This is a genomic window from Acinetobacter sp. UBA5934, from assembly GCF_002430855.1.
GTDB lineage: Bacteria > Pseudomonadota > Gammaproteobacteria > Pseudomonadales > Moraxellaceae > Acinetobacter.
In genome coordinates this window covers 1-18,319 of the sequence record NZ_DJDC01000099.1, presented here as the reverse complement: position 1 = coordinate 18,319, position 18,319 = coordinate 1, and the positions used below count along the sequence as shown (strand labels likewise).

General features: G+C 41.6%; 18 protein-coding genes and 2 pseudogenes. 10 read left to right on the top strand and 10 right to left on the bottom strand.

Annotated elements, in window-relative coordinates; genetic code table 11:
• Positions 1 to 828, top strand: an 828-nt coding sequence (locus tag B2Y23_RS07145; protein WP_291369913.1) for a tRNA modification GTPase, incomplete at its 5' end; no start/stop codon positions are given.
• A gap of 354 nt (positions 829 to 1,182) precedes the next feature.
• Positions 1,183 to 1,518, top strand: a complete 336-nt coding sequence (locus B2Y23_RS07140; protein WP_291369911.1) for a DUF1622 domain-containing protein — start codon at positions 1,183 to 1,185, stop codon at positions 1,516 to 1,518.
• Between the two features lie 110 nt (positions 1,519 to 1,628).
• Here the strand turns inward: B2Y23_RS07140 and B2Y23_RS07135 are convergent, their stop codons facing one another.
• The gene (locus B2Y23_RS07135; RefSeq protein WP_291369909.1) at positions 1,629 to 2,816 is read right to left on the bottom strand and encodes an MFS transporter; all 1,188 of its coding nucleotides are present in this window, start codon (positions 2,814 to 2,816) and stop codon (positions 1,629 to 1,631) included.
• A 122-nt stretch (positions 2,817 to 2,938) separates the two neighbouring features.
• Positions 2,939 to 3,205, bottom strand: a complete 267-nt coding sequence (locus B2Y23_RS07130; protein ID WP_291369915.1) for a metal/formaldehyde-sensitive transcriptional repressor — start codon at positions 3,203 to 3,205, stop codon at positions 2,939 to 2,941.
• 54 nt (positions 3,206 to 3,259) lie between these two features.
• Here B2Y23_RS07130 and dmeF point away from each other — a divergent pair.
• Positions 3,260 to 4,260, top strand: a pseudogene (dmeF, locus tag B2Y23_RS07125) (CDF family Co(II)/Ni(II) efflux transporter DmeF).
• Between the two features lie 81 nt (positions 4,261 to 4,341).
• Positions 4,342 to 5,043 (top strand): DsbC family protein, encoded by a 702-nt coding sequence (locus tag B2Y23_RS07120; RefSeq protein WP_291369907.1) that lies wholly within the window; start codon positions 4,342 to 4,344, stop codon positions 5,041 to 5,043.
• 87 nt (positions 5,044 to 5,130) lie between these two features.
• Here the strand turns inward: B2Y23_RS07120 and B2Y23_RS07115 are convergent, their stop codons facing one another.
• The 5 genes and pseudogenes from B2Y23_RS07115 to B2Y23_RS07095 form a co-directional block, all read right to left on the bottom strand.
• Positions 5,131 to 5,388, bottom strand: a complete 258-nt coding sequence (locus tag B2Y23_RS07115) for a GlsB/YeaQ/YmgE family stress response membrane protein (protein WP_291357421.1) — start codon at positions 5,386 to 5,388, stop codon at positions 5,131 to 5,133.
• Between the two features lie 180 nt (positions 5,389 to 5,568).
• Positions 5,569 to 6,096, bottom strand: a complete 528-nt coding sequence (gene hpt / locus B2Y23_RS07110) for a hypoxanthine phosphoribosyltransferase (protein WP_291369906.1) — start codon at positions 6,094 to 6,096, stop codon at positions 5,569 to 5,571.
• Positions 6,097 to 6,294: 198 nt separating this feature from the next.
• Positions 6,295 to 7,632 (bottom strand): guanine deaminase, encoded by a 1,338-nt coding sequence (gene guaD, locus B2Y23_RS07105; RefSeq protein WP_291369905.1) that lies wholly within the window; start codon positions 7,630 to 7,632, stop codon positions 6,295 to 6,297.
• A gap of 202 nt (positions 7,633 to 7,834) precedes the next feature.
• A complete protein-coding gene (locus B2Y23_RS07100) occupies positions 7,835 to 8,791 on the bottom strand; it encodes a TerC family protein (protein WP_291369904.1) in 957 nt (318 codons plus the stop codon).
• Between the two features lie 310 nt (positions 8,792 to 9,101).
• A pseudogene (locus B2Y23_RS07095) lies at positions 9,102 to 10,291 on the bottom strand (sugar transporter).
• Between the two features lie 173 nt (positions 10,292 to 10,464).
• Between B2Y23_RS07095 and B2Y23_RS07090 the strand changes: the two are divergent.
• Positions 10,465 to 10,749, top strand: coding sequence for a GNAT family N-acetyltransferase (locus tag B2Y23_RS07090; RefSeq protein WP_291357431.1), 285 nt, complete (start codon positions 10,465 to 10,467; stop codon positions 10,747 to 10,749).
• A gap of 52 nt (positions 10,750 to 10,801) precedes the next feature.
• Entirely contained in the window at positions 10,802 to 11,086 is a 285-nt protein-coding gene (locus tag B2Y23_RS07085) for a GNAT family N-acetyltransferase (RefSeq protein WP_291357433.1), read from the top strand.
• 51 nt (positions 11,087 to 11,137) lie between these two features.
• Here B2Y23_RS07085 and B2Y23_RS07080 read toward each other — a convergent pair whose 3' ends face one another.
• Positions 11,138 to 12,220, bottom strand: coding sequence for a zinc-dependent alcohol dehydrogenase family protein (locus B2Y23_RS07080; RefSeq protein WP_291369903.1), 1,083 nt, complete (start codon positions 12,218 to 12,220; stop codon positions 11,138 to 11,140).
• 467 nt (positions 12,221 to 12,687) lie between these two features.
• Entirely contained in the window at positions 12,688 to 13,002 is a 315-nt protein-coding gene (locus tag B2Y23_RS07075; protein WP_291369901.1) for a hypothetical protein, read from the bottom strand.
• A gap of 220 nt (positions 13,003 to 13,222) precedes the next feature.
• Here B2Y23_RS07075 and B2Y23_RS07070 point away from each other — a divergent pair, with 220 nt between their 5' ends.
• Positions 13,223 to 13,696 (top strand): BLUF domain-containing protein, encoded by a 474-nt coding sequence (locus tag B2Y23_RS07070; RefSeq protein WP_291357439.1) that lies wholly within the window; start codon positions 13,223 to 13,225, stop codon positions 13,694 to 13,696.
• 41 nt (positions 13,697 to 13,737) lie between these two features.
• On the opposite strand, the gene mpl is transcribed toward B2Y23_RS07070, so the two are convergent.
• On the bottom strand, positions 13,738 to 15,102 hold the full coding sequence (gene mpl / locus B2Y23_RS07065; protein ID WP_291369899.1) for a UDP-N-acetylmuramate:L-alanyl-gamma-D-glutamyl-meso-diaminopimelate ligase: 1,365 nt from the start codon (positions 15,100 to 15,102) through the stop codon (positions 13,738 to 13,740).
• Positions 15,103 to 15,358: 256 nt separating this feature from the next.
• Between mpl and B2Y23_RS07060 the strand changes: the two genes are divergently transcribed.
• The 3 genes from B2Y23_RS07060 (at position 15,359) to B2Y23_RS07050 (ending at position 17,541) form a co-directional block, all read left to right on the top strand.
• Positions 15,359 to 15,697, top strand: a complete 339-nt coding sequence (locus B2Y23_RS07060) for a DMT family protein (RefSeq protein ID WP_166171700.1) — start codon at positions 15,359 to 15,361, stop codon at positions 15,695 to 15,697.
• A gap of 179 nt (positions 15,698 to 15,876) precedes the next feature.
• Positions 15,877 to 16,392, top strand: a complete 516-nt coding sequence (purE, locus tag B2Y23_RS07055) for a 5-(carboxyamino)imidazole ribonucleotide mutase (RefSeq protein WP_291357443.1) — start codon at positions 15,877 to 15,879, stop codon at positions 16,390 to 16,392.
• 27 nt (positions 16,393 to 16,419) lie between these two features.
• A complete protein-coding gene (locus B2Y23_RS07050; RefSeq protein WP_291369897.1) occupies positions 16,420 to 17,541 on the top strand; it encodes a 5-(carboxyamino)imidazole ribonucleotide synthase in 1,122 nt (373 codons plus the stop codon).
• The last annotated feature ends 778 nt before the right edge of the window (positions 17,542 to 18,319 follow it).

The window sequence follows — 18,319 nt, the reverse complement described above, 5'->3', positions numbered from 1 at the left end:
CCGGAAGAAGAAATCGACTTTTTGGCAGACGGCAAAATTTTAACCTTGCTGGAAGAGGTACAACGTTCAGTTGCTGCCGTGCAAACCTCGGCACGACAAGGCCAGTTATTGCGTGAAGGTTTACAGGTGGTGATTGCGGGTAAACCGAATGCAGGTAAATCTTCCTTGTTGAATACTCTGGCGGGAAATGAGCGCGCCATTGTGACCGATATTGCCGGGACCACCCGTGACGTGTTGCATGAAAAAATCACTTTAAATGGCTTGCCGATCACCCTGACCGATACTGCAGGTCTGCGTGAAACCGGCGATGTGGTTGAAAAAGAAGGCATCCGCCGCGCAATTAAAGAAATTGAACAGGCCGATTTGTTGCTGCTGGTCTATGACTTAAGCCAGGGAGAAGATCCGCTGCAATTGGCACAAAACTATTTTGCCGAACATCTGGAACCGCGCCGTTTAATGCTGATTGCCAACAAGTGTGATTTAACTGGTGCAGTAGCTGCAATTGGCGATTATCAGGGATTTCGTCATATTACCGTGTCTGCCAAGCAGGAAACCGGGGTCCAGTCACTCATAGAAGCGATTACAGCGCATGCAGGCTTCCAGCCGGAAGAAGATACCTTTATTGCCCGTACCCGTCATTTAGACGCAATGAAGCGTACTCAGCACTACCTTGCAGAAGCACATGAGCAGCTAGTGGTGTTCCATGCGGGTGAATTGGTAGCGGAATCCCTGCGACTGGCGCAAAATGCCTTGGGTGAAATTACCGGTGACTTTAGTGCAGATGACTTGTTGGGCAAGATCTTTGGATCATTCTGTATTGGAAAGTAATTTAAAATTATCCCTATATTCCAGTAAGTTTTAATTTGAATTAAATAGCATTAAGTTTTAATCACTTAGTGCTTTTTTTATATCATTGAGTGATTCAGGGTATGTTCAAAATCCATCTGATGGCATGATATTTTATTCGGTTATTAGTCACTAGATAAGAAAATGCCTGAATGAAAATTGGGCAATTCAATCTTGCCGAGCATGAATACAATGCGTTTAAGCATTTTGAGAATGAACCTACAATCTGGAGATGTGAGTAAGATCATTAAAGCTGAAGAGGATCGTTTAGCATTGAGGCTTGGACAGATACGAATATTAAAAAGTGAGCAGTAAAATCTTTTATGGAGGTGTTGAATGTTTGATGTCATGTTTTTGCGTGAACTCTTAGTCTCCTGGGTTCATTTCCTCCAATTATTTTTAGAAATGATTTCAGTGGTGTGTGTAATCATTGGCTTGATCAAAACCTCGATGGTATTAATTCAGCTTAAATCAGGTCGCACAGCACGTTATTGTTTTGGAGACTGGCTCGCTACCGCACTTGAATTTCAGTTAGCCGCAGATATTTTAGCCACCACGGTCGACCCGGATCTGGATAGCTTGATTAAATTGGCCATCATTGCGGTAATTCGTACTTTCTTGAATTATTTTTTAATCAAAGAGCTGGAATATCAACCCAAGTCTGGAAAATGATGGGATGAGAAGGCGAAATATAAAAACTGCTCTGTTATGGCTTTATCGATTTAATCTCACACGGTTTGTGTCACCATAATCACCCTCTCTATTCCATTTTTTGAGCTGGTTTAAGTGCAAGGTGTTTCAGACTCAATTTTTTTATACCAAATTAACAGATACAGGCACAGTAAACAGAACGCAGCACAAAAACTGAGTACGCCGGCGGTTAAACCAAAATGATCGGCAAGATAACCCACGGCAAGAATGGGTAAAATGGTGCCTAAATATGCGATAAATAAATAGGTCGACATCACCGCAGCCCGGTTGTGCAGGTTGGTCATGGCATGAATTAAACCAAATGCCCCGATCAGGGCTAATCCATGACCCACTCCAACCAGTACTTCACTGATAAAAAACAGAAAACTCCAGTGTAGATATATACATAAACTCAGGATCAATAAACTGAACAACAGCGTATACAGCCCATAATTTAGGCATTTTCTCGCAGGAATTGATCTGGAAAAATACTGTACCATGGCAGAAATCAGCAAAATGCAGGTAATGGCCAATCCACTGACCAAAGGACCATGCCAAGGAATGATGAACTGTACAAATGAGGGAGAAAGCGAAGCGAATAGGCTAAACGCTGCAAAGGCACAAAAGGCAGTCAAACCGGTAATATAGAACTCCGCATGAAATTTTGTTTCAGGACGTTCTAAATGCGGTGCAATCGAGAACGTCTGTGCGCTAAATTCAGGCTGTGGCAGACGTAACAAGCCTACGAAGCACAACACTGCCCCAACAATGACAGGAATATACGGGGTAAATAGCGGTGTAGCAGAAAACTGGGCAATGAGTCCACCGACCAGCGGGCCTAAACCGAAACCAACGGCGGTAATCACCGAGCTGAGCTGGGGTGCATGGTTTTTATGTGATTCAGGAATACTCCACATCAGTCCAATCAATGCCGATGTGGTCATTAATCCCGAGGCAATTCCGATAATAAAACGCCCCAAAGACAGCCATAGCACATTATTTGCAAACATGGACAGTAGAAGCCCAAGTATGATGATGACCAAACCCAGTTCTAAGGTTTTTAAAAAGCCAATGCTGTTACTGGTCCGGCCTAAAAACAGGAGTATGGCTAAACAGCCCAACATATAAGTGACAAAAATATAGGTGATATGACTCGGCAACAGATGCCAAAGTTGCTGATAGATGGGATATAAAGGGCTGGCCAGTGCCGTCCCCATCGTTCCAATACAAAGTGCCATGCTGACCATGATAAAAGGTCGCCATGATTGAGAATATGCCATTTAGAGGATCGCAAAAATATGTGAACTAACAAACTAAATTTCACATATTGAGAAAATATAGGAGCTATATCTGAAGTTTTAGTGCAATCCACTTTAAGGGTCAATTTATATGATGTAAAAATTTACCCATAACGCTTTAATAATTTAAGAAATTCTGCCATTTCCTGTTCATTAATTTCAGTCTGTTCTCCAATCACGTGATGACGCAAATGCGCTTCAATAAGCTCATTCATCAGACCATTTACCGCCCCTTTAACAGCTGCCACTTGCTGTAAAACACTCATACATGAATACTCCGGATCATTCAGAGCGTGCTCTACAGCATTGATTTGTCCCTGTAAACGTTTGACTCGGTTCTGAATTTTCTTGTCCTGATATAAATGACTCAACATTTTTCTCCAAAAATAAATATACTATGGGGGAGTATATGGAAAAATAAGATTATGCAAAAATTCCCCTTAAACCGAGCTCATAGTCATCAGTTTGATGAAGGTAATCCACTTGCACAAAAACGCATTCTATTGGCGACCATTCTAACGGCAGTGATGATGTTATTAGAAGTAGCTGGTGGATGGATTTACAATTCGATGGCCTTGCTGGCGGATGGCTGGCACATGAGTTCGCATATGCTGGCACTGGGGCTGGCTTATTTTGCTTATCGATCTGCCCGTTATTATGCCCAAGATCAGCGTTTTAGTTTTGGCACCTGGAAAATAGAAATTTTAGCTGGCTATAGCAGTGCAATCTTATTGATGGTGGTGGCACTTTTTATGGCATTTCAGTCTGTAGAACGATTGCTGAATCCGGTTGCCATTCATTATAACCAAGCCATTCCGATTGCCATTTTAGGTCTGGTGATTAATTTAATTTGCGCGTGGTTGCTGCATGATGATCACCATCACCATCACCATCACCATCACCATCACCATCACCATCATGAAGATAACCATCAGCATGAACATCACCACCATGATTTAAATCAAAAAGCGGCCTTTATGCATGTGGTGGCAGATGCCGTGACTTCGGTATTTGCCATTGTGGCACTGTTTGCAGCCAAATATTTGGGCTGGAATTTTCTTGATGCGGTATTGGGGATTCTGGGTTCAATTTTGGTGGCCAAATGGGCCCTGGGTCTGATCAAAGAAACCGGAAAAACCTTACTCGATGCTGAAATGGATCATCCGGTGGTGGAGGAAATCCGCGAAGTGATTGCAGAGTTTCCAGTGGTAGAAATTACCGATCTGCATGTCTGGAAAGTGGGTAAAGGCAAATTTTCCTGTATTTTAGCTTTAGCCACCGATTCCAATTTGAATGCAGACCAGGTTCGTGAAGCCTTGTCCATTCATGATGAAATTGTGCATATTTCAGTAGAAATTAATCCGATATAAATCGCGTTGATGTTCCACGTGAAACCTTGGTGGGTAAAAATGTGTGCTTTGCGTAAGGGCAGCAAAAATTTTAAGATTATCTGGCTGTTTTTTGAGTAGAATCAGCTGGAAATATTTGAAAGCAATGAGCAAAACAGATGATTAAAAAAACATTGGCATGTGCCTTGGTGAGTTTAATTTCAACCTTAACTTTGGCAAATGTCGATACGATTAAAGCCAACCTGAGTAAGCAACATCCGAAATTAAAAATTGAAAATATCCAAACCACCGAGATGAAAGGAATTTATAGCGGTTCAATGGATGGGCAAGTGGTGTATTTAGGGGAAGATGCCCAGCACATTCTGGTAGGTTCGATGTTCCGTTTAGCTGATCAGAAAAACCTGACCAAAGATTTAATGCTTAAACAAAACAGTATTGACTGGAAAAAATTGCCTTTGCAGGATGCAATTAAAACGGTGCGAGGTAATGGTAAGCGTCAGATCGCTATCTTTTCTGACCCAAATTGCCCGTATTGCAAACAACTTGAGACTGAAATAAGCAAGTTAAATGATGTCACTATCTATACCTTTATCTACCCGATCAAAAGCCAATCTGTGGCTGTTTCCAAACAGGTATTTTGTGAGAAAGATCCAGCTTTAGCCTGGTCAAACCTGATCAGTAAAGGTATTCAACCCAGTGCAAATAAAAGCTGTGCCAACCCGATTGAACGTAATTTAAGTTTAGGCCAAACTTTAGGTTTAAGTGGTACTCCAGCCCTTATTTTCTCGAATGGTTTTAAGGTGATGGGTGCCCGCCCTGCTCAGGAAATTGAACTCATGTGGAAAGAACTCGGTTTATAAACATGATTTTTTTCTCAATCAGGCAATAAAAAAAGCACCCGATCAGGTGCTTTTTTACTGGGGAGATTGATCATTTTAAATCACGATTTAAACACGTGATTTTTTAGTGACCAGGTTATAAATGAATAAAATAATGAGTGCCCCGATCACTGAAGCGATAAAGCCTGCGGCCGAGTTTTCATCATAGAGTCCGAGTAAACGTCCGCCGTAGGTCGCCAATAAAGAACCGGCAATACCCAACAGGGTGGTTACGATAAATCCTGATTTATCATTTCCAGGATGAATAGCACGCGCGATTAGGCCTGCAATAAAACCCACTACGATGGCAACTATAAGTGTCCACATATGTCTTCTCCATTTATCGTTAGTTTATATATTTTCATTACGCTTTCATTTTTATAATTAATCATTAATGGAAAAGGAAACAGTTGAGTCCTGCTAAAAACTGTTGTTGTTTTGTTCCTGCTAAAGTTTTAATGATAAAAAAAGTGGCCTTTGGCCACTTTAAGTATCTTAAATGAAGTCTTATAGACCAATTTCACCAATAAATGGAATATGGCGATATTTTTGGTCATAGTCCAAGCCGTAACCGACAATAAACTTATCTTCAACTTCAAAGCCTAGGAATTTCACTTCCAGTTCAATTTCACGGCGTGAAGGTTTGCTGATTAAAGTACACAGTTCAATAGAATTCGGGCTACGCGTGCTCAAAATTTCCAGCACTTTGCTGAGGGTATTGCCGGAGTCAATAATATCTTCAACAATTAATACATCTTTACCGCGAATTTCGCCGTCCAGGTCTTTTAAAATTTTAACATCGCGACTTGAAACCGTACCACCGCCGTAACTTGATACCGTCATAAAATCGAGTTCATGCGGTTTACTAATTTCGCGACATAAATCAGCCATAAAAATAACTGAACCACGAAGTAAACCAATCAACACAAGTTCTTTGTCACTATTAGCATAGTGAGCATCAATTTTTGCACCAAGCTCTTTGACTTTCGCATGAATTTCTTCAGCTGAGATCATTACGCTCATATGAACGGTCATGGGTAGATACCTAAAAGCAGATCAAAATAAAAAAGGTGTTGACCAGCAACACCTCAAAAGATGTTTTAATTTTAATACATCTGCTCAAGAGATGCATCTTTTTTGCCGCTGAAAATGTATCAGGCCTTAAGCTCTGCACTATCACGTTTAAGTAAAACGGCACAAAGCACGGCTATGCCAATCAACAAGAATATCTTTTTATGGGATATTTTTGTGGTTTTCTGCTTTTGCATATACTACTTCTCCATAAACATAAGTGGCATGGATATTACGGTCATCGCCCATGGTCATCAGGGCAAATAAAGCATCTTCAATGCCTTTGGCACGTTCCTGACGCAGGGTTTGCAGTGCTGTCGCTTTTAAATCCAGCACAACAAAATCGGCTTCTTTACCTAGGTTAAAGTTACCCAGTTTGTTGTCCAGATCCAAAGCCTTGGCTCCACCCAAAGTGGCGTGATACAAGGATTCAAATGCAGAGAGTTTATCTCCCTGAAGCTGTTGGACCTTGTAAGCTTCGTTTAAGGTTTGCAGCTGGTTAAAGGAAGTGCCCGCACCGATATCTGTACCTAAGCCGACTTTAACCTGTTTTTCCCAGGTTTTTTTCAGTTGAAATAAGCCACTGCCCAAGAACAGATTTGAGGTCGGACAAAAGGCAATCGCCGAGTTGGTCTGGTGCATACAGTCCCACTCAGCATCTTCTAAATGCACACAGTGGGCAAACACCGAACGCTGTCCGGTTAGACCATAATGGTGATAGACATCCAGATAGCCTTTTTGTTCTGGAAATAGTTCTTTGACCCAGGCAATTTCATTTTTATTTTCACTTAAATGAGTATGGACATAAACCTCCGGATATTCCGCTTTCAGCTGCCCTGCCCGAGCAAGTTGCTCTGGTGTAGAAGTGGGTGCAAAACGCGGGGTAATCGCATACAGGTTACGGCCTTTGCCATGCCATTTTTCAATTAGCGCCTTAGAGTCCTGATAAGCAGTTTCAGCCGTATCACACAGCTCTTCAGGTGCATGGCGGTCCATCATCACCTTACCGGCAATCAAACGCATTTGCTGCTGTTCGGCAGCTTCAAATAAGGCATCGACCGATTCAGCATGGACTGTACAAAACACCAAAGCGGTGGTGGTCCCGTTTTTTAATAATTCCTGCACAAAAAACTGCGCGATTTTGTCGGCATAGGCTTTGTCTTTAAACTGTAATTCGGTCGGAAAAGTATAAGTATTCAGCCATTCCAGCAGCTGTTCGCCATAGGCACCGACCATTTCGGTTTGCGGGAAATGGATATGGGTATCAATAAACCCCGGTACAATCAGCTTGTCGGGATAATGATGAACCTGGACATTAGCCGGAACATGCTGTTGTCCAGTTTGCCAGTCGCCAAACCAGCGAATTTTGCCATTTTCAGTAATAAGTAAACCATCTTCTACATATCGCACTTGGTCGTGAATCTCACGCGCTTGGGCAACCGTATTCTGGATATCTAGGAAGCGACTGCGAACTGCCGTCGTTGCAACTACAGAAGACATTGAAAACCTGCGATTTTGAATTTTTTCGATTGATTGTACCTGAAATTTTTCAGTTAAAGCGTAATAGCTGAGTTGAGCGCCTTTCCCTCTTTTATAAATTATGCCGACTTTACGTTCTGCAACTACAGGAAAATATGGCAATAGAACCGATAAAAAAGCCTTCCATCTGCAAGATGAAAGGCTGGATCATTTTATTTGAAAATTACAGTTGCTCTTGCTTCTGGTTATATCGAATCGATAACCAGGTGGTAATTGCCAGTATAATCACAATAAAGCCAAGCGAAATCCAGATTGGCATATGGAACACGTCAAGCATCAACATTTTAAAACCAATAAACAGCAGGATAATCCCCAGGCCATAAGGTAAATAATGCATTTTAGATGCTGCACCTGCCAGCAAGAAGAACATTGCACGTAAGCCTAAAATCGCCATTAAATTTGCGGTTAACACAATAAAGGGATCACTGGTCACTGCAAAAATAGCCGGAATGGAGTCCACGGCGAAAATCACATCGGAGGCTTCAACCAAAATCAACACCAAGAATAATGGCGTTGCCCATAACAACCCATTTTGACGCACGAAGAAGTTATGGCCATCCAGATGCGGAGTAATACGGATATGTTTACGTAACCACTTGAGTAAGGCCATATCTTCAATATTCGGGTTTTCTTCATGACCTTTAAGAAACTTGAAGCCGGTATAGACCAGAAAGGCACCGAAGATATACAGAATCCAGGAAAATTCCTGAACGAACCATGCGCCAATAAAAATAAAGATGGTACGCAAAACAATGGCACCGAGTACGCCGTAAAGCAGCACCTTGCGTTGTAATGCTGGAGGAATAGCAAAGGCTGAAAAAATCATCAGCCAGACAAATACATTATCAATGGCCAGGGATTTTTCTAACAAATAGCCGGCAAAATATTCCATGGTTTTTTGATTAGCTAAAGCAACACCCGCAGTTTGCTGTAAATAAAGCCATAAACCGCCTGCGAACAGCATGGAGACGCTGACCCAGGCAATACTCCAGTGGGCGGCTGACTTAATTTTAATGGGTTGGTCTTCTTTGTGTTTAAAACCAATAAAGTCGATGATGAGCATGACTGCCACTATCGCAAAAAATGCCAGATACAACCCAGGGCTGCCGATGGATTCCATAAAAATCTCCGCACCCGACAACCGGCCATAAAAAAACCTTGACCTGTTGCCAGATGATTTAAACATCTGTGTCAACATGATCAAGGTCTTGCCTACATCTGAATATCCACATTTTGTAAATTCAGATGCTCAGATACCGACTTTTTGCAAAGTGTAATGACGATATTCTGACACGTCCAGCAGAATTGCTTCTAAGGACGCTTGGAGGAGGCTACTCCCCTTGTTCAACTCAATTTTGTTTTGGATCTAATCCAAATGTGACTGAAGAATCGCATATTTATGTGAATTGTGCAAATTTTATCGACCTCATTTACAGTTTAATAAAATCTTTACGCTGCACCAAAACAAGTGCTAACAATGTACCGATAACTGCCACCAAGCCGCCCACTATTCCAATCTGGCTTACGCCCAAACTTGCAGTCACTACGCCACCCAGCAATGCGCCACCGCCAATCCCGACATTATATAGACCTGAATAAATCGCTATGGCGACATCGGTGGCATCCGAAGCCAGGTTCAGGGTTTTGGCTTGCAATGCCAGGCTAAAGCAAATAATACTCATACCCCAAAATAAGCTGAGCGTACTCAAACCAATAAAACCTTGTGCCAATGGCAGTAACAGCAACATGGAGATGGCGAGTAAAGCACAGCTTAAAGGAATCGCCAGTTTTGGATATCGGTTGCCAAATTTGCCAAACAGAAAAGAACCAATAAATCCGGCACCGCCATAGATGAGCAATAAACGGGTGGTTTGCGCAGAACTAAAATGGGCAATATTCAGGGTAAAAGGTTCGATATAACTATAAGCGGTAAATTGTGCAGTAATGATGAGAATGGTTAATCCAAATACCATCACCAGGCTGGGACGTTTAAATAAGATGCCAATACTTTTTAGTGAACCTGAATTGACACTGGGCAGTTTCGGTAGGGTTTTGGCCAAGGTGAGACAAATGATGGCTGCACCCAGTGCAATTAAGGCAAAAGTATTGCGCCAGCCATAGGCTTCGCCAATCATGCGGCCAAAAGGAATGCCCAAGACCATCGCTAAAGCCGTCCCTGTCGCGAATAAACCCAGCGCCTGAAATTCTTTCCCTTTTGGAGCTACCCGTACCGCTAAGGATGCAGTGATTGACCAGAACAGCGCATGGGAAAATGCAATTCCGATCCGGCTGGCCAACAACACGTTAAAATTCCAGGCGAAATACGATAGGCCATGACTCAGAATAAAAACTACAAATAACGCAATCAGTAAAAAACGCCGTTCGACATTCCGCGTCATCAGCATCATTGGTAATGAGATCGGGGCAACTACCCATGCATAAAGGGTAATCATGATCCCGACATCGGTGGCAGGCATATTGAAACTCTGACCAATATCGCTGAGCAAGGCCACAGGAATAAATTCAGTGGTATTAAAAATAAAGGCTGCAAAAGCTAAAGGATTACACAAATCCATTGTCGGGTCGGATTTTGCGGTGTTTCAGAAGATAGGGATGACATAGTCAGATAATTTGATAAGTAGCGTTAAAGTTTAGGCTTAAATCCTAAACTTGTTAAGTTTAATCCTGAGGATGAAATGTGCTAAGCATTTATAGAAATAGCCAAAAACTTAACACTATTGCGCAGCTATTTATGGCATGTTTATTTATATTCACCTGAATGAGAGCATAAAAATGCTGGAAATTAAGCACGAAGATGATGGCAAAAAAGGTGAATTTTATATCGGTGACCATCTTCAGCATCTAGCGGAAATGGTCTATACCTGGGCCGGTGAAAAGGTTTTTATTATTGAGCATACCGATGTAGACGATTCTCTACGTGGACAAGGAATTGGCAATAAATTACTGGATTGTGCTGTCGCATGGGCACGTGAAAAAAAGGTCAAAATTATTCCACTCTGCCCTTTTGCAAAGTCAGTTTTTGATAAAGATTCCTCTATTCACGATGTTTTAAAATAATCTACTTTTAACGTATTCTGATTTCAGTCAAATAAAAAAGTGAGGGCTAGCAATGCAGTTTCAACATGATGATAACGGCCAACAAGGTGAATTTTTTACTTTGAATGATGCAGGTAAGCGAATTGCAGAAATCAGTTATGTATGGAGTGGTGAGCATAAAATTATTGCCAATCATACCTGGGTGGATGACGCTTTGCGCGGACACGGCGTTGCACGCCAGTTGCTAGATGTACTGGTGGAGTTTGCCCGTCAAAAAAGATTGAAAATTGTACCGACCTGTTCTTATGTCGATGTAATGTTTAGACGAGATAAAAGCTTTGCAGATGTTAGAGCTTAGCTTTTAAATTGATAAAAAAGCCCAAACACTGGGCTTTTTTATGTTTTTAAGCTATTGCCCTTCAATGATAACTTTCATTGCTTTCTGGTCTGCCGCATGTTTAAACACATCATAAGCTTTCTCAAACTCATCAAATTTAAAATGATGTGATGCCAGTTTTTCCATCGGTAATTTTCCAGAACAGCAGGTTTTAAGGAGCATGCCGGTGGTATTGGCATTGACCAGACCGGTGGTGATGGTCAGGTTTTTAATCCATAACTTGTTGATTTCGAAATTCACCGCTTTACCATGCACCCCGACATTGGCGAGATGTCCGCCTTCTTTCACCACATTTTGACAAATATTCCAGGTGGGTTCTGCACCGACCGCTTCAATGGCACAATCCACGCCTCTGCCGCCGGTAATGTCTAGGATGCGCTGAATGGCATCTTCCTGCATGGAGTTGATGGTGTTTGTCGCACCCAATTCTTTGGCCAGCGCTAAACGGTGATCATCGGTATCCACAGCAATAATGACGGAAGGTGAATAGAATTGTGCAGTCAGCAAACAGCCTGTACCAATCGGTCCCATGCCGATAATGGCAATACTATCGCCAGGTTTGACATTGCCATAGCGCACGCCAATTTCATGCGAGGTCGGCAATACATCGGATAAAAATACTGCCACGTCTTCATTTAAACCTTCAGGTAAGGGATAAAGTGAGGTGTCGGCAAAGGGAGTACGCACATATTCTGCATGGCTACCATCAATCATGTAACCCATAATCCAACCTCCGCCATTCTGGCAGTGCGCATAAAGTTGTTTCTGACAGTTTTCACAGGTTCCACAGCGGCTAATACAGGAAATAATCACCCGATCGCCTTTTTTGAAATTTTTGACGGCGGAACCGACTTCTTCAATAATTCCGATGCCTTCATGACCCAAAATGCGGCCATTAAATTGCCCGCTTATGGTTTTGGCATGTTCCTGTATTTCAGGATTTTTACCTTTCCATATGCCTAAATCGGTGCCACAGATGGTGGTTTTGGTGACTCGGACCACGGCATCGTCGGGATTAATAATCTGGGGAATTGGGCGCTCTTCAAAGCGGATATCATTTTCGCCGTAGTAGACCATTGCTTTCATTGTTGTCATCAGCTTATTCCTTTTCCATTCCCTCTCATGCATGCTGTGGAGTAAATTTCCTCTTTAAAAAAATTAAGGAAAACATTTAAATAAAGGAAAATTCAACAAGGATGAGAGGAAAACAGTTGATCAGAACCTCTGCTGTATTCATAGGACATTGAAGCATTGAGCATAAATACACAGAGCTTATCTAACTAAGCTATCAACACTAAGTGATGAAGTCATTACTTGGACAGTTTTGCTTACAGAATGATCTGATTTGAATGCAGACTACAAGGATTCAAGATAAATATAATTAATACGGAATTTTATTTGTGCGTGTTTATCAGAAAGGAACAAGCTGATAAAAATGATCCCAATCTAAGCTTTTTTCGAGTAGAAGTTTAAACAATCACAATATGCAGATATTAGGTTTTAATATCTATATATTGTGATTGTTGTTTTATGACTAGAAGCTGAACCAATCTTAGAAAAATTTATAAGGACTGGGTTTTATTAAAAAGCAGATTCTGAGATTGGATCAGTTGGGTTAAAACAATACCCAGCAGCGAGGTCATTAGCATCATTTCCAACATGGCATATTCTTGCACCGAGAAAAAACATAAGGCCAAGACAGCCAGACTACTATAGATATACAGGGTATGTTGAACCCAAATTTTAAGGGTAATCCCAAGAAGGCCTGAACAAATAGCAATGTTCAGCATCTCTTCAATACCATTACGATGTAGGATAATGATTAGGCTTAAGTAACTACAAACTAATCCCATCGTGATGAAAAGTTTTTTTAACATGCTTTTCTCCTGATTTTAGGTAATTATTTGTTTTGATTCCGCTAAATCCATTTTAATATACCAAAAGGTAAAAAATAAGTTGTTTTGACCCATAGGCTTTGTAAGAAAGAAATTACATTTGATTGAAAAATGATCAATATTGGCTTAAATTGAACTTTAAAAATTAACCTGTGGACTAGATAAGCAATTTAAAACTCACACCAATATTTATAGGTGCTTTATGCTCACCCAATTGTGTTATGCCAGTAGTCGTGTCGAATATAATAATGATTTATTACAGGATTTAAGCGACATTTTAGCTACCGCACGTGCTTTTAATCAGGTGCATGATATTTATGGTGTGCTGTATTATGCTGAAGGGATTTATTTTCAATGTTTGCAGGGTGAACAAAGTCAGTTAGAACAGCTATTTACACAGATTTCGAAGGATGCCCGGCATAATCAGATCCACCGTTTTCCAGATCATGCCATTGAAGAAATTCACTTCAAGCAATGGTCGATGAAATATGTCAATCAGCATGGAAAAATCACCACCCTGTTTAAGAAAATGGGTTTAGATAAATTCTTGCCCCATCAGTTGAATGATCAGCAAATCAACCAGTTTCTAGACTTACTGTTAAGAATGGAAGAAAGCGGACATGCGACAAAAGCCAAGGTAGGGATAAAAAACCGCGGCTATCAAAATTATTTTTAAATAAAAAGCCCACATGATGTGGGCTTTTAACATTTAAACATCTAGGCTTTTAAAGCACAAATCAATTTCTGGTGTAATCCGCCAAAACCGCCATTCGACATAATTACCACAGCATCACCCTCACCTGCTTCACTGGCTACAGTTTTGATGATGTCATCCAGGGAACGTGCCACAACCGCTTTGTTCTGTGCTGCATCAATCACCGGTTGCAAATCCCAGTCCAGCCCTTCTGGTTGATACCAGATCACTTCATCTGCCAAACGCGCAGAATGTGCCAAGCCATCTTTATGACTGCCCATACGCATGGTATTGGAACGCGGTTCAATAATTGCCCAAAGCTTGCGTTCACCTAGGCGTTTGCGTGCGCCGTCCAAGGTCGTTTCAATGGCTGTGGGATGGTGGGCAAAGTCATCATACACTTCAATGCCTTTTACCGTATCCAGCAATTCCATACGGCGTTTCACGCCGCCAAAATTTGACAGTGCTTCACATGCCGTTTCAATCGAAACCCCGACATGTTCCGCCGCTGCGATGGTCGCCAAGGCATTGGCCACACTGTGCTGCCCGGTCATATTCCACTTAACAATGCCTTTAACGATGCCATTTTCCAGCACTTTAAAATGTGAACCATCATTTGATAACTGTTCAGCAGAAAGCGATGCTTTCTCATTGGCATCCAATGAAGTGCGAACCACAGGTGTCCAGCAGCCCATGTCCAAAACTTCATCAATATTGCTTTCAGTAATTGGGGCAATAATGCGGCCTTCACTTGGAATAGTGCGGACTAAATGATGGAACTGTTTTTGAATTGCAGCCAGATCATCAAAGATATCGGCATGGTCAAATTCAAGGTTATTTAAAATCGCGGTTTTTGGATGGTAATGCACAAACTTGGAACGCTTGTCGAAAAAGGCAGAATCGTATTCATCCGCTTCAACGCAGAAATATTTTCCGCCACCTAAACGTGCGCTTTCACTAAAACCGAGCGGTACGCCACCAATCAAGAAACCTGGCTCTAAGCCCGCTTGATCGAGTACCCACGCCAGCATCGTTGTGGTTGTGGTTTTACCGTGTGTTCCTGCAACGCCCAGCACATGCTTACCTTGTAATACGTGGTCTGCCAAGAACTGCGGACCTGAAATGTACGGTAAACCTTCATTCAGCATATATTCCACAGCATCAATGCCACGTTTCATGGCATTCCCGACAATCACCAAATCTGGATGTGGTTGCAAATGGCTGCGGTCATAGCCCTGCATTAAGCCAATACCTGCATTTTCCAGTTGGGTCGACATGGGTGGATAGACGTTCGCATCTGAACCCGTCACCTTATGTCCTAAATCACGTGCTAATAATGCGAGCGAGCCCATAAAGGTGCCACAAATACCCAAAATATGCAGATGCATGCGTTTTAACTCCACTGCTTTTTAGACACATCACGTTGTTGTTGGTGGTGTTGTCATTATCAATTCAATTTGAAAGCAACGATATCAAGGGTTTTGCGGAAAAGATAGTCTTTCTTGTATCTATTCATAGCATTGTATCCGGTACTTTATATAGGTGTTAGATCAGGATTTCTGCGAACTAAAATCAGTCATGAAATCACATGCTTTTTTACAGGAAAAACGTAAAATATTGGCAGTTATTCCAGATGAATTGACCATGTACTTTGCCCTGCTACTTTTAATTATTTCCAACTGTTTTATGACGCTGGCCTGGTATGGTCATTTGAAGTTTTTACATGGTGCACCGCTTTGGCAAGCGATTTTATTTGGCTGGTTGATTGCCCTGCTGGAATATAGCTTTATGATTCCCGCCACTCGCCTGCTCGCACAACAAGGCTGGGCCGTGGGACAAATGAAAATTACCCAGGAAGTGGTGACTTTACTGGTTTTTGTGCCTTTTATGATTTTTCTGTTTAAACAACCCTTTAAACTGGATTATTTGTGGGCAGGCCTGTGTTTGGTGGGATGTGTTTATTTTGTATTTCGTAGCCAGTAAATTGGCCACTGCCCTATTTTCAGCTATTTCAATAAAAAAAATGAAAATATCAGCCTGCTTGAGCTGTTAAATTTTGGTGAGATGAAAAATCAGTCTATAATATCGGGCTTGTGATTCATTTAAAGCTTGGCTCTTGTCGAGATTTATCCTTCCTTACATTCGTTTACGGAATATTTGCAATGAATGCGGCTGCTGCACAAGACACTCAACCTCTTGTTGGAATTATCATGGGTTCCCAATCTGACTGGGCAACTCTGGAAAACACTGCCAATATGCTGAAACAGCTTGGCGTCCCATTCGAAGCGGAAGTTGTTTCTGCACACCGTACCCCAGACCGTTTATTCGAATATGCGGAAACAGCACGTGAGCGTGGCATTCAGGTGATTATTGCCGGTGCTGGCGGTGCAGCACATTTACCAGGGATGTGTGCAGCAAAAACTGATTTACCCGTTCTAGGTGTGCCGGTGAAATCTTCCATTTTAAATGGCGTAGATTCTTTGCTTTCGATCGTGCAAATGCCGGCGGGTATTGCGGTGGGTACATTGGCGATTGGTCCTGCGGGCGCAACCAATGCAGCAATTATGGCGGCGCAAATTTTAGGTTTAACACGCCCGGAAATTGCCAAAAATGTTGCTGAATTCCGTGCTGCGCAAACTGAAAAAGTGGCAAGCAAAAATATTCCTGGTCAAAACTAAAGCCAAGCTTAAAACGGGACACATCTTATGGATAAAACCATCGGTATTTTTGGTGGTGGTCAACTCGGCCGTATGATGGCGCAAGCTGCTCTACCGCTGAATATTCAATGCACCTTCTTTGAAGCCAATACAGATTGCCCTTCCGCAGCGCTGGGTCAGGTCATTTCAAGCAAAGCTGAAAATGGTTTACAACAGTTCATCGAAAGTGCAGATGTTTTCAGCCTTGAGTTTGAAAACACTCCACTGGCAGATGTGGATGTTTTAACCCAGCAAAAAGACTTGCATCCGCCACGTCAGGCTCTGGCAATTGCCCAGCATCGTCTGTCTGAAAAAGCCTTGTTTGATGAACTGGCGATTCCGGTTGCACCTTATAAAGCAGTGACTTCACTTGAGAGTTTGCAGGCTGCTGTTGCAGAACTTGGTTTACCCATCGTATTGAAAACCTCACGTGGTGGTTATGACGGTAAAGGGCAATTCGTTCTACGTTCAGCAGATCAGATTGATCAGGCTTGGGCAGAACTGGGTCCTGCCGGTGAACTCATTGCAGAAAGTTTTGTGACGTTCTCACGCGAAGTCTCAATCATTGCGGTACGTGGTCAGAATGGTGAGGTGAAAACCTGGCCATTGGCTGAAAATCATCATCACAACGGCATTTTGTCGCATTCGATTGTACCTGCGCCAAACAGCACAGATTTACAGCCGGTAGCACAAGACTACATCACTCGCCTGCTGAATCATTTGAATTATGTCGGTGTGTTGACGCTTGAGCTGTTTGTGACCGAAAAAGGCTTATACGCCAATGAGATGGCGCCACGCGTGCATAACTCGGGGCACTGGTCCATTGAAGGTGCGGTTTGCTCGCAGTTTGAAAACCACATTCGTGCGGTTGCGGGTTTGCCTTTAGGTTCAACGGAAGTGGTGCGTCCAACGGTGATGATCAATATTATTGGTCAACATCCTAAGTCTGAAGATGTATTGGCGCTCGATGGTGCACATTTACACCTTTATAATAAGACGGAACGTGAAGGCCGTAAAATTGGTCATATCACTTTGATGCCGAATGACAGTGCTGAACTGACTACTTTATGCCGTGCGTTGGCGAAAATATTGCCGAATCCACTGGCACTTAGCGAAGATATGAGCATTTAAACGCAAGTTTGAATGATAAAAAAGCGGTCATGCCTATGGCCGCTTTTTTTATGCCTGCGCTTCAGGCATGATTGCGCCTCTTTTCTGCAAACACGCCGTTTATCGGAGCAAAATAGCAACTGTTGTATGTTATTTGTACAATGCCTTATAAATATACTGTATAAAAAACAAACAAGTAGAATTGTCCTGTATTCCAGTTTTATTTTTATAAAACGATGCAGAAATTTTTAAATTCAAAAGATAAAAAATAAATTCAAACAATGAATTTAAATTTAAAACTTAGGTTTTGAATTTAAAAAAATATGAATTCAAAAACACATTTAAGGATATAAATTCAAACTTTTGAATTTAAATTTATATATAAAAAATGCTAAAAAGCAGCTAAAACCGGTTTATCCACAGGTGGTTTGAATTTAAAAACGCACTTTAAATTTAAAACAATGAATTTAAATTCATAATCTGGAGATTTTTGAATTTAAAAATTTTAAAAACATGAGTTGTGGATAACTTTTTAAATTTAAAAATAGAATATGAATTTAAAATGAAGAAAAATAAATTTAAATTTACGATTTGATTCAGAAACGCTGTGCTGATGGTGGTATGGTAAAAGCATAATTTAAATTCAAAGATCGTAAAGGATACTATGCAGCGCTTAGCTTTCGTTTTAGGTTCAGTTTTCCTTGCCATGACTCAAGCCAATGCTGAGCTGATTATTAATGGTCAACCCGTTACAGTCACTTCAACCCCATCTGCAAATCAAGTTTTGACCTCACAAAAT